The sequence below is a fragment of the Paenibacillus sp. NPDC093718 genome, from assembly GCF_050279985.1.
Taxonomy (GTDB): domain Bacteria; phylum Bacillota; class Bacilli; order Paenibacillales; family Paenibacillaceae; genus Paenibacillus_AQ.
The window spans coordinates 228,023-244,738 of the sequence record NZ_JBNNUS010000006.1; the positions used below are offsets into that span (position 1 = coordinate 228,023).

13 protein-coding genes are annotated in these 16,716 nt (G+C 53.9%); 12 read left to right on the forward strand and 1 reads right to left on the reverse strand.

Annotation, left to right across the window (positions count from 1 at the left end; genetic code table 11):
• Positions 1–164 precede the first annotated feature (164 nt).
• On the reverse strand, positions 165–1,922 hold the full coding sequence (locus ACQKPA_RS19400; RefSeq protein ID WP_427494160.1) for an Rqc2 family fibronectin-binding protein: 1,758 nt from the start codon (positions 1,920–1,922) through the stop codon (positions 165–167).
• 178 nt (positions 1,923–2,100) lie between these two features.
• Here ACQKPA_RS19400 and ACQKPA_RS19405 point away from each other — a divergent pair, with 178 nt between their 5' ends.
• The 12 genes from ACQKPA_RS19405 (at position 2,101) to rsmB (ending at position 16,706) form a co-directional block, all read left to right on the forward strand.
• Positions 2,101–4,896, forward strand: coding sequence for a calcium-translocating P-type ATPase, SERCA-type (locus ACQKPA_RS19405; protein ID WP_427494161.1), 2,796 nt, complete (start codon positions 2,101–2,103; stop codon positions 4,894–4,896).
• A 75-nt stretch (positions 4,897–4,971) separates the two neighbouring features.
• Positions 4,972–5,805, forward strand: a complete 834-nt coding sequence (gene dapF / locus ACQKPA_RS19410; protein WP_427494364.1) for a diaminopimelate epimerase — start codon at positions 4,972–4,974, stop codon at positions 5,803–5,805.
• A gap of 185 nt (positions 5,806–5,990) precedes the next feature.
• Positions 5,991–7,862, forward strand: coding sequence for a bifunctional homocysteine S-methyltransferase/methylenetetrahydrofolate reductase (locus ACQKPA_RS19415; RefSeq protein WP_427494162.1), 1,872 nt, complete (start codon positions 5,991–5,993; stop codon positions 7,860–7,862).
• 38 nt (positions 7,863–7,900) lie between these two features.
• Positions 7,901–8,788: a YicC/YloC family endoribonuclease gene (locus ACQKPA_RS19420; protein WP_194541748.1), complete on the forward strand. Its 888-nt coding sequence runs from the start codon at positions 7,901–7,903 to the stop codon at positions 8,786–8,788.
• 53 nt (positions 8,789–8,841) lie between these two features.
• Entirely contained in the window at positions 8,842–9,102 is a 261-nt protein-coding gene (remA, locus tag ACQKPA_RS19425; protein WP_006209218.1) for an extracellular matrix/biofilm regulator RemA, read from the forward strand.
• A 13-nt stretch (positions 9,103–9,115) separates the two neighbouring features.
• Positions 9,116–9,688 carry a guanylate kinase gene (gene gmk, locus ACQKPA_RS19430; protein WP_071223696.1) on the forward strand — a complete coding sequence of 191 codons (573 nt, stop codon included), beginning with the start codon at positions 9,116–9,118 and terminating at the stop codon, positions 9,686–9,688.
• A gap of 58 nt (positions 9,689–9,746) precedes the next feature.
• Positions 9,747–9,947 carry a DNA-directed RNA polymerase subunit omega gene (gene rpoZ, locus ACQKPA_RS19435; protein ID WP_076320729.1) on the forward strand — a complete coding sequence of 67 codons (201 nt, stop codon included), beginning with the start codon at positions 9,747–9,749 and terminating at the stop codon, positions 9,945–9,947.
• Between the two features lie 122 nt (positions 9,948–10,069).
• Positions 10,070–11,323 (forward strand): bifunctional phosphopantothenoylcysteine decarboxylase/phosphopantothenate--cysteine ligase CoaBC, encoded by a 1,254-nt coding sequence (gene coaBC / locus ACQKPA_RS19440; protein ID WP_427494163.1) that lies wholly within the window; start codon positions 10,070–10,072, stop codon positions 11,321–11,323.
• Positions 11,323–13,851 (forward strand): primosomal protein N', encoded by a 2,529-nt coding sequence (priA, locus tag ACQKPA_RS19445; protein WP_427494165.1) that lies wholly within the window; start codon positions 11,323–11,325, stop codon positions 13,849–13,851. The genes coaBC and priA overlap by 1 nt, the downstream gene beginning before the upstream one ends.
• Positions 13,852–13,894: 43 nt before the next feature.
• Positions 13,895–14,389 (forward strand): peptide deformylase, encoded by a 495-nt coding sequence (gene def, locus ACQKPA_RS19450; RefSeq protein ID WP_427494167.1) that lies wholly within the window; start codon positions 13,895–13,897, stop codon positions 14,387–14,389.
• On the forward strand, positions 14,386–15,327 hold the full coding sequence (fmt, locus tag ACQKPA_RS19455) for a methionyl-tRNA formyltransferase (RefSeq protein WP_427494168.1): 942 nt from the start codon (positions 14,386–14,388) through the stop codon (positions 15,325–15,327). The genes def and fmt overlap by 4 nt, the downstream gene beginning before the upstream one ends.
• A 50-nt stretch (positions 15,328–15,377) precedes the next feature.
• Positions 15,378–16,706: a 16S rRNA (cytosine(967)-C(5))-methyltransferase RsmB gene (gene rsmB / locus ACQKPA_RS19460; protein WP_427494366.1), complete on the forward strand. Its 1,329-nt coding sequence runs from the start codon at positions 15,378–15,380 to the stop codon at positions 16,704–16,706.
• Positions 16,707–16,716 lie beyond the last annotated feature (10 nt).

Genomic DNA, 16,716 nt, shown 5'->3' on the forward strand with positions numbered 1-16,716 from the left:
ACTGCACGGGTTCGAGCAGATTAAGTTTGTGCTGCTCCGGCGGATTCGTATAGGAGAATCCCGGCATGACAGTAAGAAAAAACGGGTAACCCGGCTGGTCATTTGACCTTTCGGGGCACCCGTTTTTTAGTTGGATTAGCGATATATCGATGTCTCTGTTCAACTTAATTGCGATTGTTTTTTACCGAATTGGGCATCGCCTTGATCCGCTGCTCGTCCGGAGTGACGAACAGCGTTTTTTGATTGTCATAAATGACAAACCCGGGTTTGGCTCCATTCGGCTTGCGTACATGGCGAATGAGCGTGTAGTCGACAGGCACGCTGCTGGATTCTTTGGCCTGGCTGTAATAAGCCGCCAGCTGTGCCGCTTCCTGCAGCGTTGCATCCCCGTAGTCGCTGCTTCGGATGACCACGTGGGAGCCCGGGATATCCTTGGTGTGCAGCCATGTATCGTTTGAGGAAGCGAGACGGTTGGTTACGTACTCGTTTTGAAGGTTATTTTTGCCTACATAAAGCTCGATGCCTTCGGATGAAGTATAGACGTGCAGCGTCGGCTTGTCGTTTTTCTTCTTTTTCTTCGTTTTACGATTGCGGTCTCTCAAATATCCCTGCTGGATCAGCTCGTCCCGGATTTCATCGATGTCATTGAGGGAAGCATGCGACAGCTGCTGCAGCAGATTCTCGATATAGTTGATCTCTTCGCGGGTTTTGATTAACTGTTCGTCGATGACCGCGAGGCTGTTTTTGTACTTGTTATATTTTTTGAAATAGCGCTGCGCATTGTCCGACGGAGTCAGGAGCGGGTCCAGCGGGATGGTGACGGTCGCCTGCTCTTCATCATAGAAGTTGACCAGCTTGGCTTCACGGTCGCCCTTCTGAATCTGGTGGAGCGAAGCGAAGAGAAGCTCGCCAAAGATCCGGTACCGGTCGGCATCCCCGGCTTCTTCCAAGTCCTTGTTCAGATTATCCAGCTTCTTGATGTTCTTCGTCCGTTCATTCTGCAGGAATCGGAGGAGGTCGCTTACCTTCTGTTTTACCGTATCCCGCTGCGCCTTATCCCCGTAATAATCCTCCATGCATCGACTGACCGATTCATACGTTGTGGTCTCGTCCACCAGCAAGGTCAGCGGAATGACGGAGAATACCGACTTCCCCTTGGCATTGACGCCTGTAACCGGCGTATATTGATGGTTGCGAACTTGTTCCATGACCTCATCAAATGCGCTCCACAGGCTGCCGCAATCTTTTTCCCCTTCAAGCCCGCCTGGACTGCTTCCCCCTGCGCGGTTGGCAATTTCCTGGGCGGCGAGCGGACTGAGGCCGCTGAACGAGCCGACCAGCCATGGAACGGCCTGCTCCTCGTTCATCAGACAGGATTCCCGGAAGGCTTCCTGCCCGATTTCGAGCGGATTCAGCTTGTGCTGCTCCGGTGGATTCGTATAGGAGAATCCCGGCATAACCACACGGTAGCTGCTGATGGCGGGCGTCACATGGTTGATGCCGTCCAGAATGGTGCCGCTTGCGGGATCGAGCAGAATAATGTTGCTGTGTCTGCCCATGAGCTCGACGATGATTTTCTTGGAGGAAATATCCCCAAGTTCATCACGCTGCCGGATCGTAATATGGATAATTCGTTCCATCCCCACCTGCTGGATGTCCTCGATGATGCCGCTCTCGCAATGCTTGCGCAGAATCATGCAAAACATAGGGGCTTCGGCCGGATTCAGAAAGGTCTCCTGCGTCAGGTGCACCCTGGGATACGTGGGGTTTGCGGATAGCAGCAGCTTGGCGTTTCCCTGCTGGGTGCGTATATGAAACACGATGTCCCGATCGTTCGGTTGATATATTTTATTGATCCGTGCGCCCCGGCATGCTTGAAGCTCATGCACGATCGCACGCGTGACAATGCCGTCTAATGCCATCCTTCATTCTCCTATCTGTCTGTTACCCTTCCTATCGTACTTCTCTATGATGCCATATTTCCCTCAAAAACTTAAGGCCCCTTCTGTGATAATTCAGGACCTGTCCGAATACATTTACGTAGAAAGGGTGGAAAAGCTGTCATCCGCCGGAGCAAAACAACCGGGAGGGAAAGGAAGCATGGAACAAAAGCAATGGCATCAGATGGATACGGATGAATTGCAGCAAGTGCTGCATATGCATCCGGAGCAGGGCCTCACGGAAGAGGAAGCCGGGGAGAGACGAAAAAAAAGCGGCTATAATGAGCTCTCCGAGGGCGTTAAAATTTCTCCATTTGTTCTGTTCTTGAATCAATTTAAGGATTTCATGGTGCTGGTCCTCCTTGGAGCCACCCTGGTATCCGGTCTGCTGGGCGAGTATCTGGATGCCGTAACGATTGTGGCCATCATCCTGATCAACGGGATCCTTGGTTTCGTCCAGGAATTCAGGGCGGAACGGTCGCTGCGGGCTTTGAAGCAGCTGTCCGCGCCGACGTCCAGGGTCATCCGGGACGGCAAAGTGGTACAGGTTGCTGCTAGAGAACTCGTACCTGGCGATGTCGTGCTCGTGGAGAGCGGAGACCGCATTCCGGCCGATGTTCGCTGGCTCGAGATCAACAGCTGCAGCGTCGAGGAGTCGGCCTTGACCGGCGAGTCCCTGCCGGTGAACAAACATGCCGAGCCGATTCGCGATGCGGATGTTCCGCTGGGCGACCGCAAAAACATCGGCTTTATGGGCACGATGGTGGCTCGCGGTACGGGAAAAGGCGTTGTCATCCGAACCGGCATGGATACGGAGATGGGCAAGATCGCCGATTTGATCCAGAACACGGAGTCCCAGGAGACGCCGCTGCAGCATCGTCTGGAACAGCTGGGTAAAATCCTGATCGCCGTTTCACTGGGGCTTACGATTCTGGTTGTCGTAGCAGGCATTCTGCATGGACAGCCTGCCGCAGGCATGTTCCTCGCTGGAGTCAGCCTTGCGGTTGCGGCCATCCCTGAAGGGCTTCCGGCCATCGTTACGATTGCGCTCGCCCTCGGCGTGCAGCGCATGATTAAGCGCAAAGCGATCGTACGCAAGCTGCCTTCCGTGGAGACGCTGGGCTGTGCATCCGTAATCTGTTCGGACAAAACCGGAACGCTCACGCAGAATAAAATGACCGTAACCCAAGTTTGGCTGGGTGGTCGCTCATTGGAAGTGACCGGGCAGGGGTATGACCCGACGGGTCAGATCCTTCATAGGGGCAAACCCGTCGAGCTCCGGTCCGACCAGGGACTGCGCAGATTACTGCAAATCAGCGGGCTGTGTAACAATGCCGAAATCTATGAGAACGTGCAGGAAGAAACGCGCAGCAAGCGCAAGAGCAAGGAAGAACCGGCAGCTGCTGCCTGGGAACTAAAAGGGGACCCGACGGAAGGAGCGCTGCTGACGCTATCGTCCAAGATGGGATTGACAAAGGGTAGCCTGAACTCCATCTATCAGAGAGACAAGGAGTTTCCGTTTGATTCGGAGCGAAAGCTGATGTCCGTCATCGTCAGCCATCAGGGCGGGCGCTTGCTCTGCACAAAAGGCGCGCCGGATGTCCTGCTGGAAGCATGCACTTATGTGATGTGGGACGGAAACGTTGTGCCGCTTACCGCCACGCTCCGCCAGAAGGTGCTGGCCGCCAATGAAGGCATGGCTTCCGATGCGCTGCGCGTGCTTGGTTTGGCTTATCGGGATCTGCGTTCCTATGACAAGCCGGAAACGGAGAAAGAGGCCGAGAGCCAGCTTATCTTTGTCGGGCTGGCGGGGATGATCGATCCGCCGCGCCGTGAAGTGCGCGAAGCGATTGCAACATGCCGCCGCGCGGGCATCAAGACCGTCATGATCACGGGCGATCACCGGACGACGGCGGAAGCGATCGCCGCCCAGCTGGGCATCCTGCCAAGGAACGGTCTGTCGTTATCGGGCCAGGAGTTATCCCGGATGGATGACAAAGAGCTGGATGCGAGAGTGGATCAGACCTTTGTTTATGCCCGCGTATCACCTGAGCATAAGCTCCGCATCGTGAAGTCGCTTCAGCGTAAGGGGCATGTGGTTGCCATGACGGGGGATGGCGTGAACGACGCCCCAGCCATTAAAGCGGCGGATATCGGAATTGCCATGGGGATTACCGGTACAGACGTAACGAAGGAAGCTTCGTCGCTGGTGCTCAGTGACGATAACTTCTCCACGATTGTTTCGGCAATTGAGGAGGGGCGGAGCATCTATGAAAACATTCGCAAGTTTATCCGCTATTTGCTGGCTTCCAATGTCGGCGAAATTCTGACGATGTTTTTCGCGATGATGATGGGTTTGCCGCTCCCGCTCGTTCCGATCCAGATTCTGTGGGTGAACCTTGTTACGGATGGGCTCCCGGCCATGGCGCTCGGGGTGGATCAGCCGGAGAAGGATCTGATGGAGCACAAGCCGCGCGGAGCCAAGGAAAATATTTTTGCCAGACGTCTTGGCTGGAAAATCATCAGCCGCGGCATATTAATCGGCCTGTGTACACTTGGCGCATTTTGGATTACGCTTCGCATCGCACCGAATGATCCGGGCCAGCTGGCCAAGGCACAGTCCGTTGCTTTTGCCACACTCGTTATGGCGCAGCTGATCCATGTGTTTGACTGCCGCAGCTCGCGTTCGATTTTCCACCGCAATCCGCTTCAGAACAAAGCGTTGGTGCTTGCTGTGCTGTCCTCAGTATTGCTGATGCTCGGCGTCATGTATATCGAGGCGTTTCAGCCGATCTTTAAGACCGTTCCATTGGATTTGAAAGAATGGGCACTGACACTCGTGGCCGCCGGCATACCTACCTTCCTGATGGGAGCGGGGAGCGTGTGGGGAGGCAGACGGAACCGCAACCGGAACCGCCGCAACATGATGACGAAGAGTGCAAATATTTCGGCATAAATTGAATGGATAGCCCATCACCTCTGCGATATGCTAAGCACGAGCATAGCAATTGCAGAGGAGATGGGTTTTATGATGGAATTTACGAAAATGCATGGACTTGGCAACGACTTCGTTGTCGTATACGGCGAACAAGAACTTCCATCCAATGCATCCGAACGGGCCGTGAAGCTGTGCAATCGCTTTTTCGGCATCGGTGCAGACGGACTTGTATATATTTTGCCTTCCACGAAGGCTGACTTTATGATGCGCATCATGAACTCAGACGGTTCCGAAGCCGAACAATGCGGCAACGCCATTCGTTGTGTCGCGAAGTATGTGTATGATCACGGTCATATTGACCGAGAGGAGATTACCATTGAAACCATCGGCGCCGGAGTACAGCAAGTGCGCCTTACGGTACAGGACGGTCGAGTAAGCAGCGTGCGGGTCGATATGGGTGAACCGGTCCTGAATGGACTGAGCGTGCCTACATTGATCGATCTCCATCCGGTGGTGAATCATCCCATTGAAGTGGACGGGCGGGAATTCCGCTTCACCGGGGTATCCATGGGGAATCCGCACTGCGTCATTTATGTGGACGACGCCATTAACTTCGATCTCGGCGTATGGGGGCCCAAGCTTGAGGTGCATCCGCTCTTCCCGAGAAAGATTAACGTGGAGTTTGCGACGGTGAACTCACGGGGGCAAGTAGATATGCGGGTATGGGAGCGCGGTGCAGGGCCAACCTTGGCCTGCGGCACCGGCGCCTGCGCAACGTTGGTATCCTCGGTGCTGAACGGATTGACAGATCGCAGCGCAACCATCTCTCTTAAAGGCGGGGACTTGTTCATCGAGTGGGAGGAGTCCGACAATCATGTGTACATGACAGGGCCGGCCGAGGTCGTGTACGCAGGAACGCTCGCCTGATAGAAGATCCGCCAGCCATGGTAATCCCCACCCGCAAAAGAAAAAAACAGTATGTTGTAAAGTTTGTCCTGTAGGGGTGGACACGGTAGGGAGGCCTTCAGAAGGCCTCCCTTTTGTCTCTTTATCTTTAGAGAGGTTTTATGATACATTAGTTGAAAATAAACGTCGGGTGGAGGAGAAACGCGATGAAACCGAATCTTCGGCAGGCATGGGAGAATCAGGTACTGGTCGGTGACGGCGCGATGGGTACGTATTTATATCAAAAAGGATTTCCTGTGGGCATATCATATGAAGAACTGAATTTAACCTCCCCGGAGGTCATCGGGAACGTTCATCGCCAGTATGTTGAGGCTGGTGCGCAGGTTATTGAGACGAACACGTTCTCTGCCAATTATGACAAGCTGTCCAAATACGGCTTGGAGGCGAAGGTAGGAGAGATTAACCGCGCAGGCGTAAGAATTGCGCGTGAAGCCGCCGGCGATAAAGGATATGTAGTGGGTGCGGTAGGCTCCATTCGCGCGGGCAAAAGAAGCAACATTTCCACGAGCGAGCTCAAGCGGTATTTCGAAGAGCAGCTGTCGGTACTCATATCGGAAGGCGTTGACGGCATTCTGCTCGAAACGTTCTATGACGTGGATGAAATTCAATTGGCTTTGGCGCAGGCTCGGATGCTAAGCGACTTGCCGGTGATCTGCCAGTTTGCGGTGGAGGATATTGCCCGCACGCTGGACGGCTTCACGATGCCGGATGCTTACCGGATCCTGAGTCAAGAAGGCGCGGACGTGATCGGCTTTAACTGCCGGACAGGTCCAAACGGCATCATGCGCGCGCTGGAAACCTTGAACGGTATTATGAATCTTCCGGCTTCGGTTTATCCGAATGCAGGGATCGCCGACTATGTGGACGGGGAATACCGGTATGGCGCGAGTCCCGAGTATTTCGGAAAGACGGCACTGGAGTTTGCGGATCGTGGCGCCCGCATTATCGGCGGCTGCTGCGGAACGACGCCGGAGCATATTGCTGAAATTTCATCGGCGTTGTCCGGTTACGTGCCTGCGCCGCTTCCGATCGTCGAGGAGGCTGAAGTCAACCGGATTGTGATTCACGAGACGGCCCAAGAGCAATTTTACGAGCGCAGCGGGGAGCCGACGATTGTCGATATCGTGAAGGAACGTCATACCGTTATCGTTGAGCTGGATCCTCCAAGGGATCTGGATATCACCAAGTTCATGAAGGGTGCGGAAGCTTTGAAAAAAGCGGGAGCCGATGCGCTGACCCTTGCGGATAACTCGCTGGCCGTAACCCGTATGAGCAACATGGCGCTCGGCCATCTTGTACAAGCAAGGACCGGACTGCGGCCGTTGATCCACATCGCTTGCCGCGACCGAAACCTGATCGGCACGCAGTCGCATATGATGGGCTTTGATGCGCTCGGCATCGACCATGTCCTTGCGGTGACCGGGGATCCGGCACGCTTTGGGGATTTGCCGGACTCCAGCTCGGTTTACGACATGACCTCATTTGAAATCATCCGCATGATCAAACAGCTGAACGACGGCATTGCTTTTTCCGGAAAGCCGCTGAAGCAGAAGGCCAAATTCGTTGTCGGCGCAGCGTTCAATCCCAATGTAAGGCATCTGGACAAGGCGGTTGCCCGCTTGGAGAAGAAGATTGCCTCCGGTGCGGATTATGTGATGACGCAGCCCGTGTACGATCCCGAGTTAATGGTTAGGCTGAGGGAAGCGACGGCACATCTGGATATCCCGATCTTTATCGGCATCATGCCGCTGGCAAGCGGACGGAACGCGGAGTATCTGCATAACGAGGTGCCGGGCATTCAGCTCTCGGACGAAGTCCGCAGCCGCATGGCCGGGCTTGAAGGCGAAGCGGGCCGGGCAATGGGTGTCAAGATCGGCAAGGAGCTGTTGGATGTTGCAACAGAGCATTTTAACGGCATATATTTGATGACGCCGTTTATGTTCTATGAAATGAGCGTACAATTAATGGAGTATGTCTGGGAGAAATCGGGCCGCCGATTGACCCCCTTGTTTCATTAATAATTATCAATTACAATAGTGTAATGGATGTGATTCCGATGTCATTGAGCATGACCGGATATGGGCAATCCGTTGTCGATTTTCAAGGTTACAGTATCTCTTTCGAAGTGAAGTCGGTCAATCATCGGTATTGTGAAATCGTCTTTCGTATGCCCCGTGAATGGGCCTGCTTCGAGGATTCACTTCGACGGACGGTACAGAGCCGGATCGGACGCGGACGGATTGATGTTTATATTAACAAGGAAAACAACGGCGAGTCCCAGGGTGCCGTGCTGAACCACACCATGGTTCAGGCGTATTTACAGGCAGCCGAGGATTTGAAGTCATATGGAATCAAGGGAGATCTGGCGGTGCGGGATATTTTGTCGCTGCCAGATGTTCTTGTTAGTCCGAGCGGACTTCCCATGGATGAAGCGCAGCAGAAGTTATGGAATGATGCGCTTCTTCAAGGTCTCGAACAAGCGCTGGAGGGTCTGATCCAGATGCGCAGCAGGGAAGGTTCTTTTCTCGTGAAGGATATCGAGCAGAGGCTTGACCGATTACAGCTGCTTCACCGAGAAATGACCGAACTTGCTCCTGAAGTTCCGGAAGAGTACCGGAAGCGTCTGAGGCAGCGCATAGAATCTCTTGATGACGGGTCGCTAGCTGTTGATGAACATATATTCGGAATGGAAGTTGCTCTGTTTGCTGAACGTTCCAATGTGGACGAGGAGTTGATTCGTCTTCACAGTCATTTGGAACAATGCAGAGAGCTGCTTCATCAGAAAAGCCCTGTAGGCCGTAAACTGGATTTTCTGATTCAGGAAATGAACAGAGAAGTCAATACGATTGGATCGAAAGCCAATCATCTGACTCTGGTAAACCGTGTTGTCGAAATGAAAGCGGAACTGGAGAAGATTCGTGAACAAGCCGCTAATGTGGAATGACCGCAGCTTCATCGGCAAGTAAGAGTCAAATGTATAGGGGGAGCAACCGCACTATGGCAATCAAACTTATTAATATTGGCTTCGGAAACATCGTATCGGCCAATCGGATCATCTCAATCGTGAGTCCTGAATCGGCTCCGATTAAGAGGATCATTCAAGAAGCACGGGACCGTCATATGCTGATTGATGCTACATATGGCCGAAGGACACGGGCTGTTATCATTACGGATAGCGATCACGTGATTTTATCGGCTGTGCAGCCAGAAACGGTGGCTCACCGTCTGTCCAGCAAAGATGACGACAACGACGAATAAGATGAGGAGTACTATGTCTAGAGGATTATTGATTGTATTGTCCGGTCCTTCCGGGGTGGGTAAGGGAACCGTCTGTACGGCACTTCGCAGTCGGGTTCCGGAGCTGGTGTATTCGGTGTCGGCTACGACGCGTTCGCCACGGCTCGGTGAGGTACATGGTGTGAACTATTTTTTCAAAAGTCGGGAACAATTCATGGATATGATTGAGAACGACCAGCTTCTCGAATATGCGGAATACGTCGGGAACTATTATGGAACCCCGCGTGATTTTGTGGAAGAAACTTTAGCCTCCGGTAAGGATATTATACTGGAGATCGAAGTGCAGGGCGCATTGAAGGTCAAGGAGAAGTTTCCGGAGGGTATCTTTGTGTTTCTGATGCCGCCGTCGCTGGATGAACTGAAGGATCGGATCCAGGGCCGGGGAACAGAGAGTCAAGCGACCATCGACCACCGCATGTCCGTAGCGGTTGACGAAATCAATTTACTGCAGCATTATGATTATGCGGTAGTGAACGATGAAATCAATCTCGCTTGTGAGAGAATACAATCTATCATTATTGCCGAACATTGTAAGGTGAGAAAGTAAGCTGTCTTTTCATAGACGGTGCTAACTTTCAAGTAAAAGAAGAAGAGGTGCTTCGACCGTGTTATATCCATCCATTGATGAAATGATGAATAAAGTAGACAGTAAATATTCTCTTGTGGTTGCGGCTTCCCGCCGTGCACGCCAATTGCGTGAAGGCGGAGTCAGCGAGTTGAAAAATCCGAAATCCCATAAGTTTGTCGGTGTCGCTCTGGAAGAAATCTATGGCGATTACGTGAAAATCGAGCGGGGACAGGACTAAGTCTTTTTTCAATATTTGAATAACATGCGTTAGCGCGCGAAAATGTGACAACCGAAAGGTTGTTATTTTTTTGAGAAGATATGAGAATGTAGCCTTTACACAATGGAAAGCGGGGGATTGTCATGTTGAACGGAAAAGTCATTGTGCTTGGCGTTACAGGTGGCATTGCCGCGTATAAAGCAGCGACTTTATGCAGCAGGCTTGTCCAGAGGGGAGCGGATGTGCATGTCATTATGACGGAATCCGCGAAGCAGTTCATTCCGGAATTAACGCTTCAAACGCTTACCAAAAACCCGGTTTATAGCGATACCTTTGATGAACGGGAACCCTCGGTCGTCTCGCATATCCACTTGGCCGATCTGGCCGATTTGGTATTGATCGCTCCGGCCACAGCCAATGTTATCGGCAAGATGGCACATGGCCTGGCGGATGACATGCTGACCACGACGCTGCTCGCGACGACGGCACCCGTCATGATCTCGCCGGCAATGAACGTGCATATGTACACGCACCCGGCCGTCATGGCCAATATGGAGACGCTGGTCTCCCGCGGGGTGTCCATGATTGAACCCGGAGAGGGGCTTCTGGCTTGCGGATATGTCGGTAAGGGACGGATGGAAGAGCCTGATACGATTGTTGACGTGGTTGAACGGTTTTTCCGAGATCGCGGGGCACAACCTGTGGCGTTGAATGAGGATAAAGCGAGCAGCTCCACAGGCATATTGCACGGCAAAAAGGTGGTTGTCACGGCCGGCGGCACCATTGAGCGCATTGATCCGGTTCGGTATATAACGAATGATTCTTCCGGGAAAATGGGGTTTGCGATCGCAAAAGCGGCCAAGCAGCTGGGAGCGGATGTTCACCTCATTGCCGCTCATACCGATGAAGCTCCACCTGAGGGAATCCAGGTGGAAAGAGTGGAATCGGCCCAAGATATGTACGACGCGGTGCAACGCGTATTCGAGCATAGTGATATCGTGGTCAAGGCGGCCGCTGTTGCCGATTATCGCCCAGCTGAGGTAGCGACATCAAAGATCAAAAAGCGCGGGGAGACCATGACGCTGGATCTTGTCAAAACAACCGACATTCTGGAGAGCCTGGGACGCCAAAAAACCTCCCAGTTCTTAATCGGATTTGCCGCTGAGACCGATACAGTGGAGCAGTTCGCCAGAGAAAAGCTGAAACGCAAAAATTGCGATCTGATCGTTGCTAACGATGTTACACAGGCAGGAGCGGGCTTCGGCACGGATACGAACAGCGTTCATATCTTTGATGCAGAAGGGCTGGTTCTGCAGCTTCCAGTGATGTCCAAGGAGGAAGTGGCCCAGAGGCTGTTAACGCTGGCGGCTGATCGGTTATACGGGAGGACATCCTGATGGAAATGGCACGAGTGATTGTGGACGTTCCGTCCAAGGATACGGACCGGCCTTTTGATTATTTGATTCCTGAGGAACTTCGGCCCTGGGTCGAGGTAGGCAGCCGGGTCGGCGTGCCATTCGGGCACCGTACGCTCCAGGGATTCGTGGTCTCTCTGCATCCCCGGCCCGAGATGGATGCGGCCAAAATGAAGCCAATTCAGGAAGTCCTTGATGTGATGCCGCCGCTTTCGCCTGAGCTGATTGAGCTTGGCGAATGGATGAAGGAGCGTTACGCATGCCGATATATATCGGTTCTGCAGTCGATGCTGCCTACGGCGCTGAAAGGGAAGGCGGAGCGGTACATTTCCATTGGCGATTCAGACACGTTCCAAACGGATCAAACCGACGGATTATTTGCGCTCCTGCCCGAAAGTGAGTCGGAGCAGGAGATCATCCGCTTTGTCAGTCAGAAAGGCGAGGTTTCGCTCCAGCAGTTAACGCGGGCATTTCCGGATGGAGCTGCTACTATTAAAGCGCTGATCAGCCGAGGACGGCTTAGCGAATACCAGCAAATCAAGGATAAACTACAGAAAAAAACGATAAAAGCAGTAGAGCTTGCCGTATCGAGTGAGGAAGCACATCAGGCGCTGGCTTCTTTTCCGGCCAAGGCTCAGCGTCAGAAGGAAGTGCTCCAGTATATATTGGAGATGGAAGCATTTCTGCCGATATCGCAGAAGGATCTGCTGCAGACGCTGGGTGTTACCGCAGGCACCGTGAAGGGACTGGCTGACAAAGGGCTGATTACCCTTGAGGATATAGAAGTGTTCCGCGATCCGTATCGAGGGCGGCATTTCACGCCTAGCACTCCATTGGCGCTCACACCGGAGCAGCAAGCGGTGTACCGCAGCATCGTGCACAAGCTGGATGAACGCAAGCATGGCGTGTTTCTCCTGCACGGAGTGACGGGCAGCGGTAAGACCGAAATCTACCTGCAGACGATTCAGCGATGCCTCGAACAGGAGCGTCAGGCGATTGTGCTGGTGCCCGAAATATCGTTGACACCGCAAATGGTGGAACGGTTCAAGGCCCGTTTTGGCGATCGTGTGGCTGTTATGCACAGCCGGCTTTCAGATGGAGAGCGTTACGATGAATGGCGGAAAATAAGAGAAGGACGGGCGTCCGTTGTCGTGGGCGCACGATCGGCGGTATTTGCGCCGTTTAACCGTCTGGGATTGATCATTATGGATGAAGAGCATGAAGGCTCTTATAAGCAGGAAGAAACACCGAAGTACCATGCCCGGGATGTTGCGATTCACCGTGCTCAGCTGACCGGTGCAGCCGTTATTTTGGGTTCGGCAACGCCCTCGCTGGAGAGTTACCATGCGGCGAGATCGCAAGCTCAGGATGATTTTGCGCCTCATCTGCTGGAGATGCCGAGCCGTGCGCTGGGCAACAAGCTGCCCGAGGTCCAGGTCGTGGATATGCGGGAGGAGCTTCGTGAAGGAAATCGCTCCATGTTCAGCCGCTCTCTGCATGCCGCGATTTCGGCAAGGCTGGAACGCGGGGAACAGACGGTGCTGCTGCTGAATCGGCGGGGCTACTCCACGTTTGTCATGTGCCGGAGCTGCGGATACGTGGCAGGCTGTCCGGAATGCGACATTTCGCTGACCTATCATCAGAAATCGAATAATTTGCGCTGCCACTATTGCGGTTATGCCGCACAGGCGCCGGAGGTTTGCCCGGATTGCGGAAGCGAGCATATACGTTATTTCGGCACAGGCACACAGCGTGTCGAGGAAGAGTTGGCCAAGCTGTTTCCCGGCATTCGCGTCATTCGAATGGACGTTGATACCACGACCGAAAAGGGCTCTCATGAGAAGCTGCTGAAGCAGTTTCGGGATAAAAAAGGGGATGTGCTGCTAGGCACCCAGATGGTCGCCAAAGGCCTGGATTTCCCCGATGTCACCTTGGTCGGTGTCATTACGGCCGATTCGGCGCTGAACCTGCCCGATTTCCGGGCGGCCGAGAAGACGTTTCAGCTGCTCACTCAGGTTGCCGGAAGAGCAGGCCGCCATCACCTGCCGGGCGAAGTGGTTATTCAATCCTATACGCCTGAGCATTATTCGATTATCCATGCAAGCAGCCATGATTATTTATCCTTCGTTAAGGACGAGCTGAAGCACCGCAAAGCGCTCCATTATCCGCCGTATTGCAGGCTGATCCTGGTGACGCTGTCGCATGAACAGCTGCCGCTGCTGGTAAGAATGGCGGAGAATTTTGCCGCGACCATCAAAAGCGAATCCGACCGTCGGGGATGGTTTGGAAGCCTGGACCGATTCGACGCCAGCGCGCTCGATATATTGGGGCCAGTAGCCTCTCCCATTCCACGGTTGAAAAATAGATACAGATTTCAATGTATGATAAAATGGCGGGGAGCGATGGATGCTGTCTCGCTGGTGCGTTCGGTTGCCGAGAAGCTTCAGGATTCGGCACGGGACAGCAAGCTCCAGATCAGTATTGACGTTGATCCGCAAATGTTAATGTAATACAGCATATAATGATGAAAAGCACAAGGATGGTGTCATAGACATGGCGATTCGTATTATCGTTAAAGAACCGGATGAGGTTCTTCATAAAAAGGCAAAAGAAGTTACCAAAATTACGCCGAACGTTCAAAAGCTCCTGGACGATATGGCCGATACTATGTACGATGCGGAAGGCGTCGGATTGGCTGCGCCGCAGGTCGGCATTTTGAAGCGACTGATCGTGATCGATGCCGGTGACGAGCATGGCTTGATCAAGATGATCAATCCGGAGATCATGGAGAGCGAAGGAGAGCAATTCGGGCCGGAAGGCTGCCTGAGCATTCCAGGATGGAACGGGGATGTGCGCCGTGCGGAGAAAGTGACCGTTAAGGGGCTTGACCGCGAAGGCAAAGAACTTGTCATTACGGGTACCGGGCTGCTTGCGAGAGCGTTTCAGCATGAAATCGATCATCTGAACGGGGTGCTCTTTACGGAAATCGCTGACCGTGTGTATGAGTATGTTCCGGAACAGCCGAGAAAAGAGCTGGAGAATCGATGAATATCGTATTTATGGGCACCCCGGCCTTTGCAGTACCCAGCCTGGAAATGTTGATTGCCGAAGGTTATTCCATAGCTGCCGTTGTCACTCAGCCTGACCGTCCGCAAGGTCGTAAAAAAGTGCTGACCCCAACGCCGGTTAAGGAAGCCGCTCTTCGTCACGGCATCCCTGTTCTGCAGCCGCAGCGCCTGCGGAATCCGGAAGCCGTGGCCGAGCTGGCCGAATATAAGCCTGACTTGATCGTCACGGCCGCCTATGGCCAAATCCTGCCGAAATCGGTGCTGGAGATGCCGGCACTGGGCTGTCTCAATGTCCACGGCTCGCTGCTCCCTGCTTATCGGGGAGGAGCTCCGATTCAGCGCAGCATCATCAACGGAGAATCCGTAACAGGCATCACGCTGATGTATATGGCGGAGGGGCTCGACACGGGTGACATGATCGCCAAGGCCGAGGTTCCGATTGAAGATGACGATACGGCCGGAACCATGTTCGAGAAGCTGAGCCAAGCAGGCGCGGAGCTGCTCTTGCGGGAGCTGCCGCGGCTCGTGAAGGGCAAGGTGGAAGCCGAGCCTCAGGATGAAACGAAAGCAACGTATGCTCCCAATCTGACCCGGGATGACGAGAAGATCGACTGGAATCGCACTTCCCGCGAGATTTACAATCAAATTCGCGGTCTGGTTCCTTATTCCGGCGGATTTACGCTGTGGAACGGAGATGTGTTTAAAGTATGGGCAGCGGCTAAGCCGGACAGCGCTCAGAAGCCGTCTGGCGATGCACAGCCAGGAACCGTGCTAGAGCTCCATGAGAAGGGGATTGTTGTCAAAACAGGCGATGGCACGCTAACGCTGTTAACCGTCCAGCCCAGCGGCAAAAAGGCAATGGATGCAGCGCAATTCGTTCGCGGGACGAGCCTGACGGTCGGGACGGTGTTGACGTGAGCGGGAACCGCAGGCCGAAGGGACGCCTGGACTCTCCTCGGGAGCTGGCGATGGATGTATTGACTCAGGTTGAGCAGGAGGGAGCGTACAGCAATCTCCTGCTCAACGCCGCTCTGCAGAAGTCCTCGCTTGCGAAGAGCGACGCGGGACTTGCCACAGAGCTGATCTATGGCACGATCTCAAGGCTCAACACGCTCGACTATTTTTTGGACAAGTTTGTCAACAAAGGGGTACAGAAGCTTCAGCCGTGGGTAAGAGCACTGCTTCGCATCAGTCTGTATCAGGTCGTATATCTGGATCGGATTCCGGATCACGCGGTTGTCAGCGAGGCCGTTAATCTGGCGAAGCGCCGCGGGCATCAAGGGATCTCCGGCATGGTGAACGGGGTGCTTCGGAATATTTTGCGCCAGAAGGAAAGCTTGGCGATCCCTGAGAATATGCCGCCGGCCCAGCGCATTTCCCTGCAGCATTCCCATCCGTTGTGGCTGGTGGAGCGCTGGATATCCCAATACGGGATCGAGACGGCAGAGGCGATCTGTGCCGCAAACAACGAACCGCCGGCTGTCAGCGTGAGAGTGAACACCACGATGACCAGCCGTGACGACATGCTGAAATTAATGAGCAGCCAAGGTCTCGAAGCTGCCTCATCGCCCCTTAGTCCCTACGGGATTGTCGTAAGGGGAGCGGGCAATATGGCCTTGACCGATTGGTACCGGGATGGAATGATCTCGATCCAGGATGAAAGCTCCATGCTGGTCGCTGAGGCTGTTATGCCTGAGCCGGGAATGCGGGTGCTGGATTGCTGCGCAGCCCCTGGCGGGAAAAGTGCCCACATGGGCGAACTAATGAAGGATGAGGGCAGCATTGTCGCCAACGACATTCATGCTCATAAAGGCAAGCTGATATCGGATCAGGCCGGCCGCTTGGGACTGGACAGCATTTCGATCGTGACCGGGGACGCGCTGGATTTGGTTGACCGCTTCGAGCCTGCGTCTTTTGATCGAATTTTGCTGGATGCTCCGTGCTCGGGCCTTGGCGTCATCCGCCGCAAGCCCGATCTGAAGTGGGGCAAGTCACAGGAGGACATCCATGAAATAGCGGCGCTGCAGCTGAGGCTGCTGGAGTCGGTCTCCACGTTGCTGCGTCCCGGAGGACTCTTGGTGTACAGCACGTGCACGATTGAGCCGCTGGAGAATGAAGGGGTTGTATCTGCTTTTCTGGATAGCCATTCGGGGTTTGAAATCGCGGAAGATGGTCTGGGAGACTTAAGCCGGCTGGAAGGGAAATCCCTTCAGCGGGGAGGCGGGATTCAAATTCTGCCCCAGCACTATCATAGTGACGGCTTTTACATTGCAAGACTCGGCAGACGTCCCTCCTAAGGGCTCCGCC